The 19223-nt window shown below is 65.1% G+C and carries 23 protein-coding genes, 1 tRNA gene and 1 pseudogene; 9 read left to right on the top strand and 16 right to left on the bottom strand.

What is annotated here, in order from left to right; translation table 11 throughout:
* Positions 1-41 precede the first annotated feature (41 nt).
* Positions 42-1229, top strand: a complete 1188-nt coding sequence (aroC, locus tag U5914_RS10465) for a chorismate synthase (RefSeq protein ID WP_336135710.1) — start codon at positions 42-44, stop codon at positions 1227-1229.
* A 19-nt stretch (positions 1230-1248) separates the two neighbouring features.
* Here the strand turns inward: aroC and U5914_RS10460 are convergent, their stop codons facing one another.
* The 3 genes from U5914_RS10460 to U5914_RS10450 form a co-directional block, all read right to left on the bottom strand.
* Positions 1249-2745 carry a hypothetical protein gene (locus U5914_RS10460; protein WP_336135709.1) on the bottom strand — a complete coding sequence of 499 codons (1497 nt, stop codon included), beginning with the start codon at positions 2743-2745 and terminating at the stop codon, positions 1249-1251.
* Positions 2746-2845: 100 nt separating this feature from the next.
* A tRNA-Ser gene (locus U5914_RS10455) sits at positions 2846-2927 on the bottom strand.
* Positions 2928-2967: 40 nt separating this feature from the next.
* Positions 2968-3708 carry a hypothetical protein gene (locus U5914_RS10450; protein WP_336135708.1) on the bottom strand — a complete coding sequence of 247 codons (741 nt, stop codon included), beginning with the start codon at positions 3706-3708 and terminating at the stop codon, positions 2968-2970.
* A gap of 59 nt (positions 3709-3767) precedes the next feature.
* On the opposite strand from U5914_RS10450, the gene U5914_RS10445 reads away from it, so the two are divergent.
* On the top strand, positions 3768-3983 hold the full coding sequence (locus U5914_RS10445) for a hypothetical protein (protein WP_336135707.1): 216 nt from the start codon (positions 3768-3770) through the stop codon (positions 3981-3983).
* Between the two features lie 324 nt (positions 3984-4307).
* On the opposite strand, the gene U5914_RS10440 is transcribed toward U5914_RS10445, so the two are convergent.
* Positions 4308-5324, bottom strand: a complete 1017-nt coding sequence (locus U5914_RS10440) for an FKBP-type peptidyl-prolyl cis-trans isomerase (protein ID WP_336135706.1) — start codon at positions 5322-5324, stop codon at positions 4308-4310.
* Positions 5325-5415: 91 nt separating this feature from the next.
* Here U5914_RS10440 and cyaB point away from each other — a divergent pair, with 91 nt between their 5' ends.
* Entirely contained in the window at positions 5416-5952 is a 537-nt protein-coding gene (gene cyaB, locus U5914_RS10435; protein ID WP_336135705.1) for a class IV adenylate cyclase, read from the top strand.
* 77 nt (positions 5953-6029) lie between these two features.
* Positions 6030-7235, top strand: coding sequence for a methionine adenosyltransferase (locus U5914_RS10430; RefSeq protein WP_336135704.1), 1206 nt, complete (start codon positions 6030-6032; stop codon positions 7233-7235).
* Between the two features lie 16 nt (positions 7236-7251).
* On the opposite strand, the gene U5914_RS10425 is transcribed toward U5914_RS10430, so the two are convergent.
* The 5 genes and pseudogenes from U5914_RS10425 to U5914_RS10405 form a co-directional block, all read right to left on the bottom strand.
* Complete coding sequence (locus U5914_RS10425) at positions 7252-7425, bottom strand: DUF7836 family putative zinc-binding protein (protein WP_336135703.1); 174 nt, start codon at positions 7423-7425, stop codon at positions 7252-7254.
* 170 nt (positions 7426-7595) lie between these two features.
* Entirely contained in the window at positions 7596-8585 is a 990-nt protein-coding gene (locus U5914_RS10420) for a transcription initiation factor IIB (protein ID WP_336135702.1), read from the bottom strand.
* 309 nt (positions 8586-8894) lie between these two features.
* Positions 8895-9053: pseudogene (locus U5914_RS10415) on the bottom strand (ArsR family transcriptional regulator); the annotation flags it as partial.
* 54 nt (positions 9054-9107) lie between these two features.
* On the bottom strand, positions 9108-9392 hold the full coding sequence (locus U5914_RS10410) for a DUF357 domain-containing protein (RefSeq protein WP_336135701.1): 285 nt from the start codon (positions 9390-9392) through the stop codon (positions 9108-9110).
* Between the two features lie 194 nt (positions 9393-9586).
* Positions 9587-9991, bottom strand: coding sequence for a translation initiation factor IF-2 subunit beta (locus U5914_RS10405; protein WP_336135700.1), 405 nt, complete (start codon positions 9989-9991; stop codon positions 9587-9589).
* A 166-nt stretch (positions 9992-10157) separates the two neighbouring features.
* Here U5914_RS10405 and U5914_RS10400 point away from each other — a divergent pair, with 166 nt between their 5' ends.
* Positions 10158-10394 carry a UPF0058 family protein gene (locus tag U5914_RS10400; RefSeq protein WP_336135699.1) on the top strand — a complete coding sequence of 79 codons (237 nt, stop codon included), beginning with the start codon at positions 10158-10160 and terminating at the stop codon, positions 10392-10394.
* Positions 10395-10443: 49 nt separating this feature from the next.
* On the opposite strand, the gene U5914_RS10395 is transcribed toward U5914_RS10400, so the two are convergent.
* Positions 10444-10896: a DUF555 domain-containing protein gene (locus tag U5914_RS10395; protein ID WP_336135698.1), complete on the bottom strand. Its 453-nt coding sequence runs from the start codon at positions 10894-10896 to the stop codon at positions 10444-10446.
* A 115-nt stretch (positions 10897-11011) separates the two neighbouring features.
* Here U5914_RS10395 and U5914_RS10390 point away from each other — a divergent pair, with 115 nt between their 5' ends.
* The 4 genes from U5914_RS10390 to moaC all read left to right on the top strand — a co-directional run bounded on the left by U5914_RS10390 (position 11012) and on the right by moaC (position 14311).
* Positions 11012-11929, top strand: a complete 918-nt coding sequence (locus tag U5914_RS10390; protein WP_336135697.1) for a DNA-3-methyladenine glycosylase family protein — start codon at positions 11012-11014, stop codon at positions 11927-11929.
* A gap of 69 nt (positions 11930-11998) precedes the next feature.
* The gene (locus U5914_RS10385) at positions 11999-12277 is read left to right on the top strand and encodes an acylphosphatase (protein ID WP_336135696.1); all 279 of its coding nucleotides are present in this window, start codon (positions 11999-12001) and stop codon (positions 12275-12277) included.
* 42 nt (positions 12278-12319) lie between these two features.
* Positions 12320-13759: an NAD(P)H-hydrate dehydratase gene (locus tag U5914_RS10380; RefSeq protein WP_336135695.1), complete on the top strand. Its 1440-nt coding sequence runs from the start codon at positions 12320-12322 to the stop codon at positions 13757-13759.
* A gap of 60 nt (positions 13760-13819) precedes the next feature.
* The gene (moaC, locus tag U5914_RS10375) at positions 13820-14311 is read left to right on the top strand and encodes a cyclic pyranopterin monophosphate synthase MoaC (protein ID WP_336135694.1); all 492 of its coding nucleotides are present in this window, start codon (positions 13820-13822) and stop codon (positions 14309-14311) included.
* Between the two features lie 39 nt (positions 14312-14350).
* On the opposite strand, the gene hflX is transcribed toward moaC, so the two are convergent.
* The 6 genes from hflX to U5914_RS10345 form a co-directional block, all read right to left on the bottom strand.
* Positions 14351-15658 carry a GTPase HflX gene (gene hflX / locus U5914_RS10370; protein WP_336135693.1) on the bottom strand — a complete coding sequence of 436 codons (1308 nt, stop codon included), beginning with the start codon at positions 15656-15658 and terminating at the stop codon, positions 14351-14353.
* 67 nt (positions 15659-15725) lie between these two features.
* The gene (locus tag U5914_RS10365; RefSeq protein WP_336135692.1) at positions 15726-16451 is read right to left on the bottom strand and encodes a ribosome assembly factor SBDS; all 726 of its coding nucleotides are present in this window, start codon (positions 16449-16451) and stop codon (positions 15726-15728) included.
* 60 nt (positions 16452-16511) lie between these two features.
* Positions 16512-17252 (bottom strand): archaeal proteasome endopeptidase complex subunit alpha, encoded by a 741-nt coding sequence (psmA, locus tag U5914_RS10360; protein ID WP_336135691.1) that lies wholly within the window; start codon positions 17250-17252, stop codon positions 16512-16514.
* 2 nt (positions 17253-17254) lie between these two features.
* The gene (locus U5914_RS10355) at positions 17255-17740 is read right to left on the bottom strand and encodes an Rpp14/Pop5 family protein (RefSeq protein ID WP_336135690.1); all 486 of its coding nucleotides are present in this window, start codon (positions 17738-17740) and stop codon (positions 17255-17257) included.
* A gap of 118 nt (positions 17741-17858) precedes the next feature.
* Complete coding sequence (locus U5914_RS10350) at positions 17859-18464, bottom strand: class I SAM-dependent methyltransferase (RefSeq protein WP_336135689.1); 606 nt, start codon at positions 18462-18464, stop codon at positions 17859-17861.
* Positions 18448-19143 carry an RNase P subunit p30 family protein gene (locus tag U5914_RS10345; RefSeq protein ID WP_336135688.1) on the bottom strand — a complete coding sequence of 232 codons (696 nt, stop codon included), beginning with the start codon at positions 19141-19143 and terminating at the stop codon, positions 18448-18450. The genes U5914_RS10350 and U5914_RS10345 overlap by 17 nt, the downstream gene beginning before the upstream one ends.
* Positions 19144-19223: the final 80 nt, after the last annotated feature.

The raw sequence follows: 19223 nt of genomic DNA, 5'->3' as shown, positions 1-19223 counted from the left end.
CATTGAAAAGTCTAAACCCCCGGCGACCCGAGACTCCGTCAATGAACGGCAACCGCTTCGGTCGACTCTTTCAGGTGACCACGTTCGGCGAGAGCCACGGCGACGCGATGGGCGTCACCGTCTCCGGCTGTCCCGCCGGCGTCGAACTCGACGAGGAGGCCATCCAGTACGAACTCGACCGCCGGAAACCCGGCCAATCGAAGATAACCACGAGTCGCGGCGAACCCGACGAAGTGACCATCAACTCCGGCACGCTGGAGGGGTACACCACCGGCACCCCCATCGGCATGGTCATCCAGAACAAGGACGCCCGCTCGGGCAAGTACGAACCCTTCATCACCGCGCCGCGGCCCTCCCACGGCGACTTCACCTACTCGGCGAAGTTCGGCACGCGCAACTGGGGCGGCGGCGGCCGCTCGTCGGCCCGCGAAACCGTCAACTGGGTCGCCGCCGGCGCCATCGCAAAGCAGGTCCTCGAACAGTCCGACCACGACGTCCAGATAAAAGCCCACGTCAACCAGATCGGCGACATCGAGGCGCCCGACGTCTCCTTCGAGGAGATGCTCGAACACAGCGAGGAAAACGAGGTCCGATGTGCCCACCCCGAAACCGCCGAGGAGATGCGCGAGCGCATCGACGAGTATCAGGATGCCGGCGACTCCATCGGCGGCTCTATCGAGTTCGAGGTCCGCGGCGTCCCGCGCGGACTCGGCGCCCCGCGGTTCGACTCCTTCGAGGCACGCCTCGGGCAGGCCATGATGTCAGTTCCCGCGACGACGGCCTTCGAGTTCGGCCTCGGGAAGGAGGCTCGCACCTATACGGGCAAGAACCGCAACGACGAGTGGACCTTCTACGAGGGCGACCGCGACGACGTCGTCGCCGAGGAGGGCGACCCGGTTCCCGTGGAGAACGACCACGGCGGCCTGCAGGGCGGCATCACCACCGGCCTGCCCATCTACGGCGAGGTGACGCTGCACGCGCCGACCTCGATTCCGAAAGAACAGCAGACCGCCGACTGGGAGACGGGAGAAATCGTCGACGACGCGCAGGTCATCGGCCGACACGACCCTGTGCTGCCGCCGCGCGGCGTCCCCGTCGTCGAGGCGATGCTCTATCTCACGGTGCTGGACTTCATGCTGCTGGGCGGCCGCATCAACCCCGACCGACTCGACGGCCAGTCAGGCGAGTACGATACCGACTACCACCCGTCGAGCCCGCACAACGAGTAGACCGCGGTTCGGTCGGTTCTCACTCCCGCAGCGGGTCCTCGCCCGTTACGTGGAACGTCTCTCCTTCGTATTCGACGGTCGCTTCGAGTTCGTCGTAGCCAGTTGTCCGGCCGACGACGTGGCGGTCGGCCCGGAGCGTGATGCGCTCGGTTTCTTCCCCGAACAGCGGGAGCGCGTTTCGATAGCCGCGCATCGGCTGCCGAAAGAGCTGTTCGGGGATGAGCCGGCGGTCGACCTCGGCGTCCGCTCCCGCCCGCTCGAAGACGATTTCGGCGTTCGACGGGTGCTCGTCGTCGTTCCACTCCGACATCGTCACGACGAGTTCCTCGCCGCTTCGTTCGACCTCGACGTCGTCGTCGGCTGACGGCGCCACTTCGGGCGCATCGAGGTCGACGAGCGCGGCGTGGGTCTCTTTCTCGCGGCTGTATCCGACGCGGTAGGCGTACCGTCCGCCGCCGAGATAGCCGGCGCTGCGGCCCTCGTCGCAGGCGATGGCGTCGCCGTGATACAGCGCCAGCGACGACTCGTCGGTCTCGCCCGGTTCGACGTGCGACAACGGCGCCGGAACCGCCCACGGTTCGATGCGGAACCACTCGCCGTCGACCAGTTTGTAGAGCGCCCAGTCGTAGGGATTGCCACCCAGACGGTCGTGGCTCCGATTGCGGAGTTCGAACTCGATGCAGGCCGGCGCCTCGACGCGCTCGGCGGAGGGCTGGAGATAGACCGGCGTCGAGGCGTCGGCCTCGTGGTACCACGCCATCTCCTCGGCGTCCGGCAGGTTGGGCACGTCCGCGCCGGCGTGTGCGGATTTCCCGGTCGGCCCCGGTGATTCCGTCTCCCACACCGAGACAGTGAACCCCTCGCCCTGATAGCGGAAGTCGTAGTGGCCGACGCCGAGGGGTTCGTGGCTCGAATCGTCGCTGCCGACGAGGTGGTATTCGCCGAGAACCGCCTCGTCGGGCGCGAGCGTAACCGTCTCCGGGAGCCACTCGCGGCCCGAACTCGCCAGCCGCCAGTACCCCTCGTCGTCCTGTGTCACCTCGGGGACCGGTTCGACGAGGTCGTGGTTCGCCGTCGGGGCGAGATACACCGTACCCCCTCTGTCCCCGCGTTCGGTCTCTCGGTGCGTACTCGGCGGGTCCCAAAAGCCCGGAATCCGGCGCAGGTGGAACGTCTGCTCGAAGTTATTGTTGTTCCGCACGAGCGCGTGAACGACCGCGGGCGAATCGTCGGTCGCGGGGTCGGAGATGCCGTACGTCGTCCTGACGCGGTCGTTGATAGTCCGGGCGCCGAACACCGCGACCGTCAACGGGACGTTCTCGAAATCGACCACGCGGCGCTCACGGAGGTCCTCCGCGGAGATGTCCGGGTCTTCGGGTATGGGCGATTCCGTCGGCGTCTCGGTCGGGCCGCCGGTCGGCGTTTCGGTGTTCGACGCGTTTCCGGGACTGCTGTCGAACGTACAGCCGCTGAAGAGGGCGATTCCCGTCGTTGCGAGGAACCCACGGCGGTTCATGTCCGGATAACCGACACGGCTAGGGATAAGTCTCGTGGACGGTCAAACGGGCGTTTGATACATCTGTCGCGTCGCTAACGGGCTAACTCGCGAGAGAACACGGTGGGACTGGGATTTGAACCCAGGAGGCTTGCGCCACCTGCTTTCAAGGCAGGCGCAATGGGCCGCTCTGCCATCCCACCGCAATCGACTCTACCGTCGGCCGATTCTAAGACCTGTCGATTACCGAGCGAGCGATAGCCCCTCGTCGTCGGCCTCAACGACGAGGTCGGTCTCGGCGGCCCACTCGGCGAAATGTCGCGGCACGATACCGGTAGCCTTCCGCCGGGTTCGGACCTGTGTAAGCGCATCGGACAAATCCACGCCCGTCTCGACGTAGCTCTTCTGCTGTTCGAACTCCACGTCCAGCCCCGCGTCGAGACACCGGTCGACGACCGTCTCGAAGGCCGGCGGCGCGAAGCAGTCGGTGAAGTCGATGGACTCGCCGAAGGCCGCATAGTAGACGCGCCCGCCCGGCGACGGTGCGACGACGGCGTCCGTGCTCCGGAGTTTCATCGCTCCCTCGTCTATCTCCGTGCGGGCGAGAAAGGCGGCTTCGGGCCGGGTGATGCCGACCGAACTTACCTCCTCGGTCTCCAGCAGGTGGGTCGCCGTGTTACCGACCCGTCCCGCGAAGGTCTCGCCGACCTGCACCTCGAAGCGCGCCTCCTCTACGTCGACGACGTCCTCGATGACGGCCCGGATTTCGGCCTCGCTGTCCTCGCCCGAAACGTCGAGGTCCTCGTCGGCCCGATAGTTCACCAGCAATTCGCCGCCGCTTCTCTCGACGGCGGCGACGGTGTCCTTCAGAAGGGCCTCGTAGAGTTCGGCGGCCTCGGACTCAGAGAGCGGCGAGGTCTCGACGAGGTCGCCCAGTACTTGGCCGGGTCGCGGCGGGTCACAGAGAACGGCGACGGTGGTCATACCGACAGAACTCGCGGAAACCTCTTGAGTTTTATAATCCCGCCCGCGGACATCCGGGTATGGACTGGACGAAACCGCTCTCGTTCGTGTTGGCTCTGTTCATCGTCTCCCTCGTCATCAGGTCGGTCTTCCAACTGCTGCAAACGACGCTCACCGGCGAGTACGTTACTGCCTCCGTGGCGACGCTCGTGCTCGTCGGCATTATCGTACTGGCCGCTATCGGCCTCGGTGTCAAGAACCGGCAATGGCTGGCGAATCCGGAATCGTATTTTTAAAAGATCGTCTTTTTGCTCCGCTCACGCTCCCGGAATCCTTGTCCGGGGTCACTCCTTGGTTTCCGAAGGCTGCTCCGAAGTTGACATTTTCTACCGTTCAGTAGCTACCCGGCTTCGAGACGGGAGAAGCATCCGTCGAGTGGGGCGTTCGAAGAACGCCCCCGAGGCGGTTCCCGGCACCGAGCGAAGCGAGGTGCCGTAGCGCGCGACGACTAACGCGCCCGAAGGGCGCGGCTGGAGGAGCGCGCGCATATTTTCACCACGTTTTTGCCGAGAACCGGGGTCGCGGCTACGCCGCGACCCGCGTTCTCGTGTAAAAAGTGGCTATAGTTCGTCCGCGATTTCGTCGGCGTCGATGTCGGCTTCTTCGAGGGCTTCCTCGATGTCGACGTCGTCGGGGGCACCGCCGGCGCCGCCCATGCCGCCCATCATGCCGCCCATGCCCATCCCCATGCCGGAGCCGTCGAGGACTTCCTGGATGAGGATACGGTCGATGTCGGTGAGGTCGATGACCTGCTGTGCGATCTGCTGTTTCTGCATCATCCACTGCTGGTTCATCGCCAGCTGGGGCGTGGATTCGACGTAGAGGGTCTCCTTCTCGACCGTCTCGGTGATGGTCTCGGGTTCGGCCTCCTCGTCGTCCTCGTCGGGTTCCTCGACGCGGGTCTCCTCGACCTCGTCGGTTTCGACCCACATCTCGAGGTCGACGTCGAGGAACATGCCGAGCAGGCCCTTGGCCTTCTCGAGGTCGTCCTCGACCTGTTCGAGGATTTCGTAGTCGTACTCGATGTCCTCGCCAGCGATGGGGTGGTTGAAGTCGACGCGTGCACGGCCGCCGACGATGGTCTCGAGAACGCCCTGTTCGCCGTCGATCTGGACGCGGGCGCCGGGGTAGCGGTCGTCCTCGTCGATCTTGTCGGCGGTGACGGTGCGGACCTGCTCCTCGTCGTATTCGCCGAAGGCCGCCTCGGCGGGGACGACGACGGTGCCCTCGTCGCCGACGTCCTTGCCGCGGATGTCGTCTTCGACTTCGGGGAAGAGGTGGCCCTCGCCGAGAACGATGACGCGGGGCTCGAAGGTGCCCTGGTCGGCGACGCCTTCCTCTTCGGCGACCTCTTCGTCGGTGGTGTCGACGAGCTGGTCGCCCTCGACGGTTCGGGCGGTGTAGGCGAGGCGGATGAAGTCGCCGTCCTGCAGCCCTTCAGCCTCCTCTTCTTCGGCTTCGGCGGCTTCCGTTTCGGCCTCGGCGTCCTGCTCCTCGGTCTCGGTTTCGGTCACTTCTTCGGCGGCCTCCTCGGCCGCGTCGTCGGTCTCCTCGACCTCATCGGGTTCATCACTCATACTCGGAACGTCAGTCGTCGCACCCTTAACAATCACGTTTCCCGTTCGGCGAGTCACGGCGTTTTTACTCACCGCACGTGACGGCCCGCGTATGTACGAAGTCGAACTGAAGGTTCGGACCGACCACGAACCCGTCCGGGAGCGACTGGCGGAACTCGACGCCGACCCACAGGGACTGGTCGAACAGGTCGATACCTACTACGACCACCCGATTCGGGATTTCGCCGAAACCGACGAGGCACTCCGCATCCGTCGGGAGACCTACGAGGACGAGGAGAGCGCGCGCGTAACTTATAAAGGACCGCTCGTCGAGGAAGCCTCCAAGACCCGCGAAGAGTGGGAGACGGGCGTCGACGACGGCGAGACGATGGCCGATATCCTCGACGAACTCGGCTTTGCGCCAGCAGCGACCGTCGAGAAGATTCGCGAGCGGTTCGAGTGTGACGGCTACACGGTGACGCTGGACACCGTCGCCGGCCTCGGCGAGTACGTCGAAGTCGAGACGGAATCGGAGGCCATCGACCCCGCCCGCGAGGGCGCCATCGAGTTGCTCCACGAACTGGGACTCGACCCCGACGAACAGGTCCGAACCTCCTATCTCGGCCTGTTGCTCGACGCGGACGCATAGAATATGCTCTTTAGTAATTAGTGTTGTTCGTTTGGTTTCCGTAAGTTATAGAACCGGCCGAAAGGTATGGACACCTAATGAGCGAGCGAAACATTCGCGTCGAGCCGGTCGTCGGCCGCGCGGTCGAGGACCAGGAGGTCGAAATCGTCGAGCGGAAGGGTCTCGGACATCCCGATTCCATCTGTGACGGCATCGCCGAACACGTCTCACAGGCGCTGGCCCGCGAGTATCTGGACCGCGTCGGCAAGGTGCTTCACTACAACACCGACGAGACGCAACTGGTCGCCGGCTCCGCCGCGCCCGCCTTCGAGGGCGGCGAGGTCATCCAACCCGTCTATCTTCTCATCACCGGTCGGGCGACCAAGGAGTATCAGGGCCAGAAGATTCCGACCGAGACCATCGCGCTTCGGGCCGCCCGCGAGTACTTCGCCGAACACTTCCCGCTGATCGATTTCGGCACCGACATCATCGTCGACGTCAAGTTGGGCGAGGGCTCCGGCGACCTGCAGGAGGTTTTCAGCGAGGACGGCGCGCAGGTGCCGATGGCCAACGACACCTCCTTCGGCGTCGGCCACGCGCCGCTGACCGAAACCGAGAAGATCGTCCTCGAAGCCGAAAAACAGCTCAACGGCCACTACAGCGACGACAACCCCGCGGTCGGTCAGGACATCAAGGTCATGGGCAAGCGCGAGGGCGACGCCATCGACGTGACCATCGCCGCGGCGATGGTCGACCGGTACGTCGACGACATCGACGATTACGACGCCGCGGTCCGGAACGTCCGGGAGTTCGTCGAGGAACTCGCCGGGCGCTTCACCGACCGGTCGGTTAACGTCCACGTCAACACCGCCGACGACTACGAGGAGGGTTCCATCTACCTGACGACGACCGGCACCTCGGCCGAACAGGGCGACGACGGCTCGGTCGGCCGCGGCAACCGCGCCAACGGCCTCATCACGCCGAATCGGTCGATGTCGATGGAGGCGACGTCCGGAAAGAACCCCGTCAATCACATCGGAAAGATCTACAACCTCCTGTCGACGGACATCGCCGAGACCGTCGTGGACGAGGTCGACGGCATCCGGGAGATTCGCATCCGCTTGCTCTCCCAGATCGGCCAACCAATCGACCAACCGCACGTCGCCGACGCCAGCCTCGTCACCGAAGACGGCGTCGAGGTGAGCGACATCGAGGCCGAAGTATCCGCCATCATCGACCGTGAACTCGCCAACGTCACCTCGATTACCGAACGCATCATCAACGGCGAGCTAACGACGTTCTGAACCCCGGGCCTCGCTGCTAGAACTTCTTGAGGTTCTGGAGGTCGTGTTCGGTCCGGGCGAACTCCGAGAGCGGCCGGCTGGCGTGACAGTTCGGGCAGTTGAACGTCCGGGCTGGGTCGGGAAGGTCGCTTGGAGAATCCTGCCAGTTCTTACCACATTCGGGGCACAACAGTCGGACGTACGTTTCCATAACCGGCCCATCGTCGGGGAGGTATGAAAACCTTTGTCACGGTATCGAATGTGAGCGGGCCAGCGGCTACTGCGGAGGGGGACGGGCCGTCGAACCGCTATACCTGACGGTCGGCGTGTAAAATAACAGTAAGACCGCAAATCACATCCAGAAACTGCCGAGTCGCCGCGTCAGGCCGTGGCGACCTCGGCCGCTTCGAGGAGTTCCTTGTAGCGGTTCCGGATGGTGACCTCGGAGATGTCGGCGACCTCGCTGACCTCGCTCTGCGTTACCTTGTCGTTGCAGAGCAGCGCAGCGGCGTAGACGGCCGCGGCGGCGAGGCCGACGGGCGATTTGCCCGACAGCATACCCGACTCGCGAGCCGCCTCGATGAGTTCGCGGGCGCGGCGCTCGACCTCGTCTTCGAGTTCGAGGTCGGAGACGAACCGCGGGACGTAGCTCTCGGGGTCGGCGGGCTTGACCTCGAGGTTGAGTTCCCGGATGATGTAGCGGTACGTCCGGGTGAGTTCCATCTTGTCCACGCGGGAGACGCGGTTGACCTCGTCGAGGCTGCGGGGAACGCCGGCCTGTCGGGCCGCGGCGTACAGCGACGCGGTGGCGACGCCCTCGATGGACCGGCCCGGCAGGAGGTCGTCCTGCAGGGCACGGCGGTAGATGACGGAGGCAGTCTCTCGGACGTTGTCCGGAAGCCCGAGTGCACTGGCCATCCGGTCGATCTCGCCCAGCGCTTGCTTGAGGTTGCGCTCCTTGGAGTCGCGGGTGCGGAACCGCTCGTTCCACGTCCGGAGCCGCTGCATCTTCTGCCGCTGGCTCGAGGACAGTGAGTTGCCATAGGCGTCCTTGTCCTGCCAGCCGATGTTGGTCGACAGCCCCTTGTCGTGCATCATGTTCGTGGTCGGGGCGCCGACCCGTGACTTCTTGTCCTTCTCGGCGCTGTCGAAGGCGCGCCACTCGGGCCCGCGGTCGATGGTGTCCTCCTCTACGACGAGGCCACACTCGCTACAGACGGTCTCGCCGTGTTCGGTGTCCGTCTCGAGCCGGGCGCCACACTCGGGACACGTCAGCGTCTTCTCGCTGGTCTCCTCGGCTTCGCTTTCCGTCTGCTGGGTCGATTCGGTTCGATTCTCGTCCGTATAGGTTCGGATACTTGTATCGCTCATGATGGATGTGATGGATTACGGCCGGCACCGGAGGAGGAAAACCCAAGAATTCCGGGGCCGATCTTCCTAACATACTGTTAGTCCGAAAAGAACTTAAACCTTTCGGCGACCTTGAACTCCTAACGCCGGAATTGGGGCGTCTATCGGCAATATTCGTGTTAGCGCATCTCGTGTGAAATGGGTTCCCACACCAGCCTATGTATATAATCTTTACTAATATTTGAACGGCTGCGGGGGTGTCAGCCCGCCGAAAGAAACGCCGTCCGAAATCGACGTTTAATTTAGACGACGGGCCACGAAGGCGGCACCGAGGACCTCCAGATGGTGGCGGACGGTCTTGTAGTCGAGATCGAGGTCCTCGGCGAGTTGGTTGGCGTTTCGCGGCCGCTCGTCGAGTGCCCGGAGGATTCGGGCGCGGTTCGCCCCACCCCGCGTCCCGGAGAGCACGTACCAGAGGGCCGCCTCCATTGTCGACGAACACACGGGCAAGCGACGTAAAAGAGGGGGATTCCGGCGATTCGTCTACACGGTGAAGAGATGGCCCTCGGTCGGCACCTCGAAAATCCCCATCCGCGCGCCCGCGTCCATCCACCCGTGGCCGTACGAGAACGAGGCCAAGGCGTTCACGAGGTCGTCCTCGTCGCGGAAATGTCGGCCGTCCTCCAGATACGACTCGGCCATCTCCTCGTATTCCAGCGCCGCCTCGTACAGCGGCGTCCCTTCCTGCGGAGCGATTTCGGCGGCGTCCAGCGCTTCCGCGAGCAGTCGCTCGTAGCGGTCCGTTTTCTCTTCGAGGTCGGCAGCCATATCGGCGTATCGACCGCCTAACTAAAAGAGTGTCAGCATCGAGCAGTGGAACGGGTCCGGTGGCAGCATCCGCCAGGTGGGGTCTTCGGAGGTCTCGTGAGCGAAGCCCTCTCGACCCACGATGAAGCCGCAACGCGTGAGCCAGGTCGCGCGCCGTAGCGCGCGCGACCAGCGGAGTGTGCAAAAAGTGGGATTTAGTTACCAGCCGCCGACCGCGCGCCGCAGGCTTCACACCGAATCAGTTCGGCGCCGTTCTCCTTCTCGATGCGGGTGTCGGGCAGGCCGCATTCGGAGCAGATGACGTAGCCCTCCGCGTATTCTTCCATCGCTTCCTGCACGCGGTCGCGGCGGAACTCCCCCGTCAGTCGGAGGCGGCCCCGCTCGTCGATGTTCGCGGAGGTGCCGAGTTCGTTCTGGAGGTACTTCATGACGTGTTCGCCGCTGCGGTCTAGCGAATCGAGCGTGGCTTGGAAGTTCTCGTAGACGGTGACGTTGCCCTCCTGTCGGACGTCGGGGTCCGGAAGGTCGAACCGGCTCGCGGCCTCCTCGATATCGGGCGTCTCCTCGATGGCTCGGTCGAGTTGCTCGTCGTAATCCATGACTACTCCTACCCCCTCGTGAGGGAAAAATTTTCGCCGAAACCGACAGCCCTTGCCGGAACTCCGAAACTGTTGGTAACGATGCGCACGGAGCGTCTAACGCCGATATGTGTTAACCTGTGTCAGGATAGTTCTATATGTCCCGAGTCGCTACGCGCATATGACCATGAAGAAGCAGGAGCTCATTCATCTCCACGGCCTGCTTGCAGAAGTATGCAACCACTACGAGCAGGTAGCCGACTGTGAAGTTGAACACCAGAAGTACACCGAACTCGGCGTCCGGCCGACATCGATTCACAAATCGAAGACCGACCACAAAGCAGCTGTTTTCGCACTCGCCGACGGCATCACCGAAGAGATGAGCGCGGAGACCGAACAGCCGGTTTCCGCGACGGCCGACTGAACGCCAGCAACACGGCGGTTCTCTCGGAACGCAACACCGAACAGCGGCGCTACTCGTCGATTAGCTCCTCGAACTCCGGCAGGACGTCGTCCTCGTCGCCGCTGCCACCGTCCGGTTCCGTGTCGGTCGGTTCGTCGGCGGCTTCGGCTTCCTCTTCGTCCTCCTCTTCGAGAACCTCGATTTCGAGGACTTCGAGCGGGATGTTCTTGAGCCGTTTTCCGATCTCCTTGCGCGCGATACGGGCGGCGTGTTCGTCCCGTTCGACGTTGAAGACGGTCATCTCCAGTTCGAGGGCGACCAGTCCCTCGTCCGCCGCGATGAATGCGGGTTCGAGTTCGTCATCGCAATGCGGACAGTCCCGACTCCCCATGCTGATTTCGACGTAGTTGAGGTCGGGATTCAGCATCTCCCCCGTCTTCGAGATCGCGATTCGCACCGCCTCGTCGGCCGTGGAAACGTCGTACACCGGTACCGCGGCTTCGACGACGACTCGGCAGTCCATGTCAGTTATTACCTCCCGAACCGATATGAAGGTTCGCCCGCCCGCATTTCTGTTCTTTTAGGCACATTTCGAGCCAACTCGAAAGGCCGATACCGCCGGACTCCTACGCGGGAGTATGGACACGGGGAGCATCTCGATAGCGGACCTCGACGGCGGCCTCAACCTCCAATCGACCGTCGAGAGCGGCCAGTCGTACCTGTGGCGCCGGGAAGACGGCCGGATGTACGAGACCGACGCGGCCCACGGCGGCGACGCGTGGTACTACACCGTCCTGCCGGCGACCGAAACCGAGACGAACGAACCCGAGGTCATCCGTGCGCGCCAGACCGACGGCCGCCTCGACTGGGAGGCCTCGACGCCGAACGCTCCCGCTCACCTCGAAGGCCTGCTCCGACTCGACGACGACCTCGATGCCATCGTGGAATCGACGCCGGAGGACCCGCTCGTCGAGCGCACCTACGAGACCTATCGGGGACTGCGTCTCGTCCGGGACCCGCCGTTCGGCTGTCTGGTCTCCTTCATCTGCTCGGCGCAGATGCGCGTCTCGCGTATCTACGGGATGGTCACGACGCTGGCCGAGGAGTACGGCGATTCGGTCGCCTTCGACGGCGGGACGTATCACGCCTTCCCGACGCCCGCACAACTGGCCGAGGCGACCGAAAGCGAACTCCGGGACCTCTCCTTGGGCTACCGCGCGCCCTACGTCCAGCGGACCGCCGAGATGGTCGCCAGCGGCGAGGCGACCCCCGAGGAGGCCCGAGGATTGGCCTACGAGGACGCTCGCGACTCCCTGACCCGATTCGTCGGCGTCGGCGACAAGGTGGCCGACTGCGTCCTCCTGTTTTCACTCGGCTATCTGGAGGCCGTCCCGCTGGATACGTGGATTCGGACCGCCATCGAGGACTACTATCCCGACTGCGAACAGGGCTCCTACACCGACACCTCTCGGGAAATCCGCGAGCAGTTCGGCGGCGACTACGCCGGCTATGCCCAGACCTACGTCTTCCATTACCTCCGCAACGGCGGGGAGTAGGACGGACTGGGGTCGCTCATGACCCCTGCGGACCCGACGTTTTTGAGGAATCCCGCACCATGCACACCTATGAGCGACCGAACCCGTGCACACGTCTTCGTCTCCGGGACGGTACAGGGCGTCTACTACCGGGCGAACACCCGGGATACGGCCCGCGAACGCGGCGTCGACGGATGGGTCAAGAACCTCGCCGACGGCCGCGTCGAGGCGGTCTTCGAGGGCGAGGAGGCGACCGTCGAGGGGATGGTCGAGTGGTGTCACACCGGCAGCCCACAGGCCCGCGTCGAGGACGTCGAGGTCGAATACGAGTCACCCGAGGGACTGGACGGCTTCGAGATTCGATACTGAGACGCCGATAAAATTACCCACCGACCGAACGAAGCCGCAGGTATGATATCCAGCGAGGAGATGGCTGTCGTCGACGCCAACGCCGAGGCTCTCGGCGTGCCCCGCAAGCAGTTGATGGAGTCGTCGGGCAACGCCGTTGCCCGCGTCGTCCGCGAGCACGCCGACCCCGGCGATTCCGTGGCGCTGGTCTGCGGCCGGGGCAACAACGGCGGCGACGCCTTCGTGACCGCACGGTTCCTGACGGAGTTCGACGTGACCGTCTCCCTGCTCGGCCGGCCCGAGACCATCCGGACCGACATCGCCCGGGAGAACTGGGATGCCCTACAAGAGGCCGAAATCGACGCGCAGACGGTCACCGATTCGGCGGATATCGACCTCAACGAACCGGACGTCGTCGTCGATGCGATGCTCGGAACGGGCGTGACCGGCGCGCTCCGCGAACCGGAGGCGACGGCCGCCGAGGCCATCAACGAAAGCGACGCGACCGTCGTCGCCGTCGACGTGCCCTCGGGTGTCGACGCCGACACCGGCGAGGCAGCGGGTACGGCCGTCGATGCCGACCACGTCGTCACCTTCCACGATGAAAAACCGGGCCTCGCCGACCTCGATGCGGGGGTGACCGTCGCCGATATCGGGATTCCGGACGCTGCCGAACTGTTCGTCGAGCGGGGCGACCTGCAGCGCCTCTCTCGGGACCCAAAGGGCCACAAGGGCGATTTCGGCTCCGTCCTCGTCGTCGGGGGCGGGCCGTACACGGGCGCCCCGGCGCTGTCCGCACAGGCCGCGCTTCGGGCGGGCGCGGACCTCGCCTACGTCGCCTGTCCCGAAACAGTCGCACACGAGGTGCAGGGCTTCAGCGAGAACCTCATCGTCGAATCGCTTCCCGGGGACCACCTCGCGCCCCCACACGTCGCGGACCTGCTCCAGTTGGCCGAGGACGCGGACGCGGACTGTGTCGTCTTCGGTCCCGGTCTCGGTAACCAGGACGTGACGCTGGAGGCAGTCGCGGACTTTCTCGAGGAGTTTTCGGGCACCGTGGTCGTCGACGCCGACGCCCTGCAGGTCGTGCCCTCGGTCGAGACCGATGCGACGCTCGTCTGTACGCCCCACCAGGGCGAACTCCGGAAGATGGGTGGCGAAACGGCCGACGACTGGCGCGAGCGCGCGGACCTCGTGGCCGACTTCGCCGACGACCTCGGCCATACGCTGTTGGTCAAAGGCGCCTACGACGTGATTTCGGACGGGGAGACGACCCGGGTCAATCGGACCGGCAATCCCGGGATGACCGTCGGCGGCACCGGCGACGTTCTCGCGGGCGCGACGGGCGCGCTCGCCTGCGTTCTCGACTCCGACGACGCGGCCGCCCTCGCTGCCTACGCCAACGGTCGGGCCGGCGACATCGTCGTCGACGAGCAGGGCTACGGACTGACGGCGACGGACCTCTTCGAGGCGCTCCCGCGAGCGCTGTGGCCCGACGAGTGAGGGCCCACTGGCTTGCTCCGACCCCAGTAGTTTTTCGCGCCGTGACTCTCACGTTCGGGTATGAGCGACGAATCCGACCTCACGCACGTGACCGACGAGGGCGACGCCCAGATGGTCGACGTCGGCGACAAGCCCGATACGGCCCGGCGGACGGTCGCCCGCGGGGAAATCAGTCTCGAACCGTCAACGGTCGACGCGATTCGGGCCGACGGCATCGAGAAGGGCGATGTCCTCGCCGTCGCCCGCGTCGGCGCGATTCAGGCCGTCAAACACACCTGGGAGACGATTCCGATGTGCCACCAGATTCCGATTACGAACGTCAACACCGATTTCGAACTCGGTGAGGAACGCGTCACGCTGACCGTCGCCGTCGAGACGACGGGCAAGACCGGCTGTGAGATGGAAGCCCTCGAAGGCGTCACGACCGGCCTCAACACCGTCTGGGACATGGTCAAGGCCGCCGAGAAGGACGAGGCTGGCCAGTACCCGGGAACGCGCATCTCCGATGTCGAGGTGGTAACGAAGGAAAAGCGCCGACTGGACGGCGAGTAAGGTTTGGGAGTATCAGCCGGTTAGAATAACCGGAGCGCGCTATTCAGCCGTCGCGGGAACGAGGTCGCCCGCCTTCGCGCGGGCCTGCTCGACGATTGCGGGCCGGGCCTCGAAGTCGACGACGACCTGTTCGCCGTAATCGACGTCCTCGACGTGGGCGTGGTCGTGGAGCCACGAGACGAGGCTCATCGTGTCGTCGGCCATCGGGATGACGAGCCGTTCGTGGAGCCAGTCGGGGAGTTCGTCGTCGATACGGGCCTGCAGTTCGGCGATGTTCTCGCCGTCCTTGGCGCTCACCGCGACTGGGTCGGGCGCCAGCGCGTTCAGTGCTTCCTTCTTCCGTTCGAGTTCCTCGTCGTCGACCGCGTCGATCTTGTTGAGGACGGTGACGATGGGCGCCTCGTTGCGCTCGTAGAGGGTGTCGTGGGAGGTCACCAGTTTCTCACGGATCTCCTCGACGGAGTCGGAGACGTCGACCACGAGCAAGACGAGGTCGGCGCGGTAGACCTCCGAGAGCGTCGATTTGAACGATTCGACGAGCCAGTGCGGCAGGTCCGAGATGAAGCCGACGGTGTCGGTCACCAGCACGTCGCGGCGGTCGAACTCCGCGCGGCGGGTGGTGGTTCCGAGCGTCGTGAACAGCCGGTTTTCAGATTCGGCGGTCGCATCGAGGTCCGGATGCAGGCCCTCGTTTTCGTCGATATCGAGGTCCTCGGAGAGCCGTCGAAGGAGCGTCGATTTCCCGGCGTTGGTGTAGCCCGCCAGCGCCACGAGGTCGAAGCCGGATTCCCGGCGCTGTTCGCGGCGGTGTTCCTCGGTCTGCTCGATGCGTTCGAGTTCGTCCTTGATGCGGCTTATCTGGGCCTTGATGTCCTGTTCGCGGGACTCGTCGTACTCACCGAGGCCCATGAAGCCCGGCCGTTCGTCCCGCTTCGCGAGGGAGGCTTTCGCCTCCGCGCGCGGGAGTTCGTACCGCAGTTCCGCGAGTTCGACCTGCAGTTGCGCCTTCTTGGTCTGGGCGCGCTGGCCGAAGATGTCGAGGATGAGTTTGAAGCGGTCCAGCACCTCGACGCCCTCGGGGAGTTCGGTCCCGAGGTTGTACATCTGATACGGACCGATGCGGTTGTCGAAGACTACAGTCGTCGCGTCGTGGTCCTCGACGACTGCGGCGAGTTCCGCGACCTTCCCCTCGCCCATGTGGAGCGCGGGGTCCTCCTTGCGAGTCTGGGTCACCTCGCCGACGACCGCGTAGCCGGCCGCTCGCGCGAGGTCGCGTATCTCCTCCGTATCGGGGTCGCCGTCGTCGACGCGCTTGGCGACGACGGCCCTACCGTTGGTCCCTGTCACTTGCCTCCAGATAGACGGTCACGGTATATAAACGGCAGGCCAATGCGCTAGCCGTTGACAGCCGACGCTATCGCGTCGAAATCTCGTCCTCGTCTTTGACGACCCGCGTTTCGGCCTCGCCGCTGGTCTCCTCGTTGACGAGGTCGTAAAAGTCGTTCTGGAGGCCGGCCGGGAACTCCAACACCCCGACCCACGAACCGTCCGACTGCCATTCTTCGCTTTTGAGTTCGCCGAACTGCCGGATCTTCGCCTGCGCGCTACCAGCGTAGTCGGCGGGCACCTGTACCGCCATCACCACCTCGTCGAACCGGATGGGGATGACTGGCCGCAGGTCGTCGAGCGCCTCGTCGACCTGGTTCTCGATGGGCTCCATCGGGTCGACCTGAAAGCCCGCCTCCTCGAGGGCCCGCTCGATGCGTTCGGGCGGGTGCGGCGCGTCGTCCATCTGGGGATTGACCGCGTTGCGCGCGATCTTGTTGACCAGTTGCTTGTGCTTCTGTTCCTGCATCTCGCGGCGCTGTTCGGCCGTAATCTGGATTTCCCCCTGTTTGATGACCTCGGGGATTATTTCGAGAGAGTCGGTTGTTCCGAAGACCTCTTCGAGGGAGGATTCCGGCGGGCGGTCCCCCGAAGACGCGTCCTCGAAGACGTCCTCGGCGGCGATGACGTCCTCGAGGTCGCCGTCGAACTCGTCGCGTTTGATTGCGAGCGCCGCGTCGGGGTCGACGAGCACCTCGAACCGCTGTCCGTGGGATTCGAGACGTGCGGTTACCGCCTCGTCAAGGGATATCATACGTCTCGCTACGGGCGGCCGGGGCTAAAAGGTGTTTACAACGAAAGGAGGGACGGGCGCTTACTCCTCGTCGGCGAGCAGGCCGTGTTCGGTGAGGTGGGCCTCGATATCGTCGTCGGAGAGTTCGGTGAAGTTCTCGTCGTCGACGGAGATGGTCGCCAGGCCGATGCCCTCCGGGCGGAGTTGGTTGTCGTTGACCGACGCGAGGGCTTCCAGCGCGAGGCCGACGCCCTCATCGAGGGTGAGGTCCTCGCGGTAGTGTTCCTCGAGGTAATCCTCGATTTCGCCGCGGTCGGCGCCGACCGCAAGCGCCTGCCACTCGTAGGGCGTCCCCGAGGGGTCCGTCTCGTAGAGACGGGGTTCGCCGTTCTCGATGCCGCCGATGATGAGCGCGACACCGAAGGGGCGGGCGCCGCCGACCTGCGTGTACTGCTGGATGTGGTCGGTAACGGCCTTCGTCAGCGTCTCGACGCCGATGGGCTCGCCGTAGCGGAGTTCGTTTATCTGTGCCTGCCGCCGCGCGAAGTCGATGAGTTGGCGAGCGTCGGCCACGTGGCCGGCGCTGGCGATGCCGATGTGGTCGTCGGCCTTGTGAATCTTCTCGACGCTGGTCCGCTCCATCAGCGGCGAGCGGATGCGCTTGTCGACCGCCAGCACGACGCCTTCCTCGGTGCGAACACCGATGGACGCCGTCCCTCGTTTGACCGCCTCGCGCGCGTACTCGACCTGGTACAGGCGACCGTCCGGGGAGAAGATGGTGATTCCCCGGTCGTAGGCCTGCTGCTGCGATTGTCCCTGCATTGTTAGGTATCCTGAATATCGAATGCTGTCGCGCCCACGCGGTCGCCGGCCACCTCGACGTCGACCCGGTCGCCCCGGACGACGGCGGGCCGTTCGGACCCTGCGAACGCGACGGTTCTCTCTTTCGATTCTTCCCTCGGGCGTCCTATATACTTTTCCTCACAGGCACGCACTGTGCCGCTGACGCCCCGAACGAAGACGCCCAGCGGCTGGCCGTCGAGTTCCGAGATGGTCGCCACGACCGCCCGCAGACGCTCGACCTCGCCGCGTCGGGCGCGAATGACCGCCTCGCCCTCGCCGTCCTCGAAGCGGAAGTGGAGGACGCTGCCGTCGAGGTCGGCGCTTCCGGCGTCGCCGACGAGGTTCTGGGCGGCGAACCACAGCTCCCGCTGGAAGGACCGGCGGTCGATGGCGGCCTCCGGCCACGATTCGAGCCCGACGGCGAGATACCGCCACCGCGGGCGGAGGTGCTTCGGGAGGTGCTTCACGACTGTCCGTTCGGCCGCACCGCCCAAAGAGCCCGCGGTTCGCTAACGGGTCCGGTAATCGCCCTGCAAGCACCCCGGACGCCGCTTGCTCGGCATAGCGAGGGCGGACGCGTTCGGTCTACGTCGCCCGTTCGGCAACGAGGACGCCGACCTGTTCGTGGACCATCTCGACGGCCGTCAGCGCGAACCCCGCGTCGGTGAGCGCGTCGGCGAGCACCCCGACGGTGGCCGGGTCGTCGACCTCGGGGCTGTAGAACGGTTCCTCGGGGTCGGGTTCGCCGAAGAACATCACGTCCCCGAGGACGAACCGCTCGGGGTCGAGGGCGGCGATGACCTCGATGGCCTCGCGCTTCTCCTCGTCCGAGAGGTGATGCATCGCGAAGTTCGAAACGACCACGTCGACGTCGCCGTCGTAGTTCGGTTCCCGGAAGGTCCCCTTCCCGATGGAGACGTTCTCCAGGCCGCGGTCGTCGGCCTTCCGTCGGGCCTGCGCCATCATTCCCTCGCTGATGTCGCGCCCGACGACCGCATCGGCGTCGTCGGCCAGCGCCAGCCCGATGGCGCCGGTGCCACAGCCGAGGTCCAAAACTTCGTCGTCGGCGTCGGGCGCGGCGTAGTCGACGACCAGCGAGACGCAGGCGCGGTACTCCTCGCGGTCCTCCTCGTCGTACTCCGGCGCGATCTCGTCGAACCGGGCGGCGTGTTCCTCAAGCGTCTTCTTCATGCTCGTCGATACGCACGCCGGGTTCTATGAACGTCTCGGACTGCCGCTCCCGGTTCCGCTCGGCGATGTCGCCCCACGCCGCCAGCCCGGTCTCGATGGCCTCGTGGTCGAAGCCGACCGTCTCGCCCACGGCGAGCAACTCCCGGGGGCCGCGCAACTGGAGGTGGCTGTGGGGGTCGGCGGTCACGACGTAGGGCACGTCGTACTGCTCGACGAGTTCCCGGAGCTTTCGGAGGCCCTGAATCGCCTGCACGCGGGGGCCGCCGTCGGCCCGGAACACCCGACCGAAGTCGAACTCCACGTGGACGCCGTTCTCAGCGGCGGCCTTCGCCAGTACGTGGTTGACGTCACCCTCGCGCATCGGATGTGCGAGGACGTCGACTTTCGGCTGTTCGACGGCGAAGCGGTTGAGCGAACCGCCGTGGACACAGACCACCTCGCGCTTCGAGCGGTAGTTCCCGATGAGGCCGCTTGCCTGCCCGGCGTCGTCGGTCCGAATTTCGATGCCGGAGACCACATCGATGTCGTATTCCTCACCGACGGCCTCGGCATCGTAGTCGGTCTGAGCGTCACCGTGGTTGCGGACGACCACGCCGTCGTAGCCGTACTCGGCGGCCGTCTTGGCCAGTCGAGCGACGGTCGCCTGCCCGTCGGGATGCGCGTGGACGCCCTCGTACATGCCCGGGAATCGGGTCGGCCCGCTCTTTTGTGTTGTGTCTCAGCGCGGTCCATGCCCGGTCCGATTTAAATAACGTCCGC

This window comes from Natronomonas amylolytica (genome assembly GCF_037031205.1).
Classification (GTDB): domain Archaea; phylum Halobacteriota; class Halobacteria; order Halobacteriales; family Haloarculaceae; genus Natronomonas; species Natronomonas amylolytica.
Note: the sequence above shows the minus strand (reverse complement) of the source record. Positions and strands in the feature narration are given on the sequence as shown.

Bases quoted from the DNA above. Each gene is read 5' to 3' on its own strand.
- aroC (WP_336135710.1), top strand. From the start codon at position 42: ATGAACGGCAACCGCTTCGGTCGACTCTTTCAGGTGACCACGTTCGGC.
- U5914_RS10345 (WP_336135688.1), bottom strand. From the start codon at position 19,143: ATGTACGAGGGCGTCCACGCGCATCCCGACGGGCAGGCGACCGTCGCT.
- psmA (WP_336135691.1), bottom strand. From the start codon at position 17,252: ATGCAGGGACAATCGCAGCAGCAGGCCTACGACCGGGGAATCACCATC.
- U5914_RS10385 (WP_336135696.1), top strand. From the start codon at position 11,999: ATGAGCGACCGAACCCGTGCACACGTCTTCGTCTCCGGGACGGTACAG.
- U5914_RS10405 (WP_336135700.1), bottom strand. From the start codon at position 9,991: ATGGATTACGACGAGCAACTCGACCGAGCCATCGAGGAGACGCCCGAT.
- U5914_RS10400 (WP_336135699.1), top strand. From the start codon at position 10,158: ATGAAGAAGCAGGAGCTCATTCATCTCCACGGCCTGCTTGCAGAAGTA.
- U5914_RS10420 (WP_336135702.1), bottom strand. From the start codon at position 8,585: ATGAGCGATACAAGTATCCGAACCTATACGGACGAGAATCGAACCGAA.
- U5914_RS10425 (WP_336135703.1), bottom strand. From the start codon at position 7,425: ATGGAAACGTACGTCCGACTGTTGTGCCCCGAATGTGGTAAGAACTGG.
- moaC (WP_336135694.1), top strand. From the start codon at position 13,820: ATGAGCGACGAATCCGACCTCACGCACGTGACCGACGAGGGCGACGCC.
- U5914_RS10410 (WP_336135701.1), bottom strand. From the start codon at position 9,392: ATGGCTGCCGACCTCGAAGAGAAAACGGACCGCTACGAGCGACTGCTC.
- cyaB (WP_336135705.1), top strand. From the start codon at position 5,416: ATGTACGAAGTCGAACTGAAGGTTCGGACCGACCACGAACCCGTCCGG.
- U5914_RS10395 (WP_336135698.1), bottom strand. From the start codon at position 10,896: ATGGACTGCCGAGTCGTCGTCGAAGCCGCGGTACCGGTGTACGACGTT.
- U5914_RS10430 (WP_336135704.1), top strand. From the start codon at position 6,030: ATGAGCGAGCGAAACATTCGCGTCGAGCCGGTCGTCGGCCGCGCGGTC.
- U5914_RS10390 (WP_336135697.1), top strand. From the start codon at position 11,012: ATGGACACGGGGAGCATCTCGATAGCGGACCTCGACGGCGGCCTCAAC.
- U5914_RS10350 (WP_336135689.1), bottom strand. From the start codon at position 18,464: ATGAAGAAGACGCTTGAGGAACACGCCGCCCGGTTCGACGAGATCGCG.
- U5914_RS10445 (WP_336135707.1), top strand. From the start codon at position 3,768: ATGGACTGGACGAAACCGCTCTCGTTCGTGTTGGCTCTGTTCATCGTC.
- U5914_RS10460 (WP_336135709.1), bottom strand. From the start codon at position 2,745: ATGAACCGCCGTGGGTTCCTCGCAACGACGGGAATCGCCCTCTTCAGC.
- U5914_RS10440 (WP_336135706.1), bottom strand. From the start codon at position 5,324: ATGAGTGATGAACCCGATGAGGTCGAGGAGACCGACGACGCGGCCGAG.
- U5914_RS10365 (WP_336135692.1), bottom strand. From the start codon at position 16,451: ATGATATCCCTTGACGAGGCGGTAACCGCACGTCTCGAATCCCACGGA.
- U5914_RS10380 (WP_336135695.1), top strand. From the start codon at position 12,320: ATGATATCCAGCGAGGAGATGGCTGTCGTCGACGCCAACGCCGAGGCT.
- U5914_RS10450 (WP_336135708.1), bottom strand. From the start codon at position 3,708: ATGACCACCGTCGCCGTTCTCTGTGACCCGCCGCGACCCGGCCAAGTA.